Annotated in this window: 1 protein-coding gene; it reads left to right on the top strand. The window is 54.3% G+C overall.

Annotated elements, in window-relative coordinates; all coding sequences use genetic code 11:
* On the top strand, nt 1–4,179 hold a 4,179-nt coding region (locus tag Q0Y54_RS11980; protein WP_297968325.1), incomplete at both ends, for a hypothetical protein.

The following is a 4,179-nucleotide window of genomic DNA, read 5'->3' as shown; positions in this document are numbered from 1 at the left end:
GTACGATTCATGGAAGGGTCTATGGTGGCTGGGGAAAATCTGGTGCCACAAATAACAAGGTAACTATATCCCAGGCTGCCAACCAAAACACCAAGGTAAGCGAGAATGTCTATGGTGGCTGGGGATTCTCTGGTGCCGCGAAGAACAAGGTAACCATATCCCAAGCTGCCAACCAAGACACCTTGGTAAGCGGGTCTGTCTATGGTGGTTATTCCGAAAATGGTACTGCCGACAGCAACGAGGTAACTATCACCGGCGGCACCATTTATAATGATAATTATCTTTGTAATATCTTTGGAGGCCTTGGCTATTCTGGTGTCACAAATAACAAGGTAACCATATCCCAGGCTGCCAACCAAACCACCTCTGTAAGCGGGTCTGTCTTTGGTGGTTATTCCGTAAATGGTACAGCCGACAGCAACGAGGTAACTATCACCGGCGGTACGATTAGTAGTTATGTCTATGGAGGCTATGGCTATTCTGGTGTCAAAAATAACAAGGTAGCCATATCCCAGGCCGATGCTCAAGACACCTGGGTAAGCGGGGCTGTCTATGGAGGTTATTCCGATGGTGAAACTGGTACAGCCGAGAGCAACGAGGTAACTATCACCGGCGGTACCATAGACAATTGTGTCTATGGTGGCTGGGGAGACTCTGGTGCCGCGGAGAACAAGGTAGTTATATTCCAGACTGCCAACCAAACCACCTCTATAAACATGGAGGTCTATGGCGGTTATTCCGATGGTGAAAATGGTACAGCCGACAGCAACACTGTTGAAATCACCGGCGGTACGATTGAAGAGACTGTCTATGGTGGCTGGGGAAGATCTGCTGCCACAAATAACAAGGTAGCTATATCCCAGGCTGATGGCCAAGCCACCTCTGTAGGCAATGATGTCTATGGTGGTTATTCTATAAATGGTACTTCCGAGAGGAACCAGGTAACTATCAGCGGCGGCACCATTTATAATGATAATTATCTTTGTGATATCTATGGAGGCAGGGGCTATTCTGGTGCCACAAATAACAAGGTAGCTATATCCCAGGCCGATGGCCAAGACACCTTGGTAAGCGGGTCTGTCTATGGCGGTTATTCCGATGGTGAAACTGGTACAGCCGACAGCAACGAGGTAACTATCACCGGCGGCACCATTTATAATGATGATTATCCTTGTAATATCTATGGAGGCTGGGGCTATTCTGGTGCCGCGGAGAACAAGGTAGCCATATCCCAAGCCGATGACCGAACCACCTTTATAGGTGGGAGCGTCTATGGCGGTTTTTCCATTGGTGAAACTGGTACAGCCGACAGCAACACTGTTGAAATCACCGGCGGTACGATTACTGGTGATGTTTATGGTGGAGAAGGTTATTTGAGTGCCAATAACAACATGGTTACCATCACCGGTGGTACCTTTGATGAAACCATTTCTGTAATTCACGGTGGTTCAGCTTACGATGAATCCACTGGTACGGCCGCCAATAATATCATAAACATTAATGCCCCCATCGGTGTCAGTGGCATCCGAGGTGGTGAGGCGGTCAATAGCTCCGGTAATACCCTGAATTTAGGGGCCACCGGCATTACCGTTGGGGAGGATGGCGTAGCCTATACCCAGATAGTGGGGATTGCCAAGGATTTGGCCTTTACCAATGGCAAGACCATCCTTACCTCCACTGGAGGAATTAATGATGTGGAGACTCTGGATGTGTCCGGAGCCGCTAATCTGGCCGCGGCTACCACCCCGGGCACCATGACCCTGCTGGCCGGCAATCCGGATAATTTCACGGAAAACCTTAAGGTAAAATACGCCGGGGGCACCCAGGCCATTGGGACCGGCCTGGTGGTAAAGCAGGTGGCTGGAGGAACGGAGACCCTGGCTAACAGTGTGACCATGGCCTATGATAAGACCCATCGGGTGGCTCTGGCCGATAGTAACAGCAAGGTAAATTATAATATCGAGAGTGCTGTGACGGGGATAGATTTATCCAACTGGAACGGAACGGCCAGTGCTCTTTCCACGGGCTGGACCGCCGCCTCCGGTTTAACGGTTACCGGGTCAGGCTTTACTGCTCCGACGGCGACCCTGGGCACCTCCACCGATATATTGACCGCCAATGTGGAGGGCTTCTTTGACGGGGCCGCTATTGACGATGCATTGAAAAACATCACCACAGATTATACCCAAAAGGAGAATGGCATCACCATCTCCGGTCAGGTGTTGAGTAACGTCAAGGCCGATGGCACCAATCTGGTCTACGCTTCCGACAAGGCCGCCATAGACAACGTGGCCCTTGGGGCCATTACCTACCAAAAGGGGGCCACCCTTATGGATGGCAGCGATGCCGCCTATGACTACAGCGGCCTGGACACCATAAATACCAATGACTTTTCCATGCTAATGACCGAGGACCAGGCCCGTACCGCCCAGGTCCAGGACAGCATGACCCTCCTGAAGGGCAATGCTACCCTGGGAAATATCGAAACCGAGGCCTACGCCTCTCAGTCCTACAGCTATACCCCAATGACCGGCCTCACTGTGGATGCCGAGACCACCGGTGAGGTAGAAGCGGGCAGCGGCAGTGTAAGCTACGTCATCACCCAAAATCAGGCAACATTGCTGAATTTGGGCCAGCTGACCTGGAACAATACCTACACCCGTGGGGCCACTGAGGCGGCATATATCAATGCCAGTGTCGACGGGGAAAAGATTTCCTTTACAGGAGTAGATTCCCTGGCCACTGGGGATGAGATGCTGCTGATTGCCAACTATGGCAACAGCATCCGCAAAGTCCGGGGGGAAAAATTCACTCTGGGCAGCTTCACCGGCAAGGGCCATGCCTACTACAAGGATGGCAATCTGTACTATGTGGTAGATCGGGGCACGGCCGAGCCAGCACCGGATGTACCGGCGGAGAACCAGACGGAGGAAGTGGCCGGTCAGACGGTGTCCCAGGATATAGTTGGCGGCCAGGCCCAGGGGAAGGGCGAGTCCACAGGCAACACGGCCAATATCAGCAATGGGGCCAAGGTATTGGTCAATGTGGATGGTACCGGCGGCGATGTGACCGGCGGCATCAGCGAAGGGGGCCAGGCCCAGGGCAACACAGCCAATGTCACTGGCGGCAGTGAGGTGGCCGGTGCCGTCATCGGCGGCAAATCCGACAGCGGTCTGGCAACGGGCAATGCGGCCAATGTCGAGGGTAGTACCGTCGGCACCCAGGACGGCGGCGTAATGGGCGCCAAGACCGATACCGGAGAAGCGACAAGCAATACCGCCAATGTAACCAATGGCAGTACCGTCTATGGCCCGGTAAGCGGAGCCATCAGCACCAGCGGCAATGTAAGCCAGAATACCGCCAACGTCACTGGCAGCGTAATACAGCCTAATGCCCTTCACAGCGATACAGCGGCTGATGTATATGGTGCTCATACGGATAGCGGCGAGGCCAGGGAAAATGCCGTCAACGTAACAGGCAGCACCGTGGAAAACGGTAACGTAATCGGCGGTGACAGCACCAGCGGCAGCGTCAGTCAGAATACTGCCAATGTAACCGGCGGCAGCTCCGTCAACGGGGCTGTTATTGGCGGTCAGACGGAAGGGGGCACTGCCACCCAAAATGAAGCCGCCATTACCGGAACCAAGACCATAGTTACCGGCAATGTAACCGGCGGTACCAGCCAGACCGGCACCGCTGAGGGCAATGTGGCCAAAATCCAAAGCGGCAGTAATGTAACCGGTGATGTAACCGGTGGCGTAACTCAAAGCGGTGCGGCCCAGGACAATGAGGTAAAGATAGCTGGCAAGGGCACCGCCGTTACAGGCAACGTAATGGGCGGTACCAGTGTAACGGGCCGCACCCAGGGCAATAAGGCCAATATTACCGGCGGCAGCTCCGTAAAGGGGGAGGTTACCGGTGGTGTGTCCAGAGATGGGCAGGCAGCCAATAATGAAGCCAGCATTAACGGCGGCAGTCAGCTGGAGGGCAGTGTAACCGGCGGCTCCAGCACCAGCGGCAGCGTGACCGGCAACCAGGCCACCGTGGCCGGCAGCAGCCAGATAGATGGCAGTGTATATGGCGGCACCTCTGACAAGGGTACCGCCAGCGGTAACGTGGCTGCGGTGGAGGGCAACAGCACCGTAACGGAAAGTGTAGTGGGGGCTGCCAGCGAAAAGG

Source organism: uncultured Anaerovibrio sp. (assembly GCF_947302755.1).
Classification (GTDB): domain Bacteria; phylum Bacillota; class Negativicutes; order Selenomonadales; family Selenomonadaceae; genus Anaerovibrio.
Note: the sequence above shows the minus strand (reverse complement) of the source record. Positions and strands in the feature narration are given on the sequence as shown.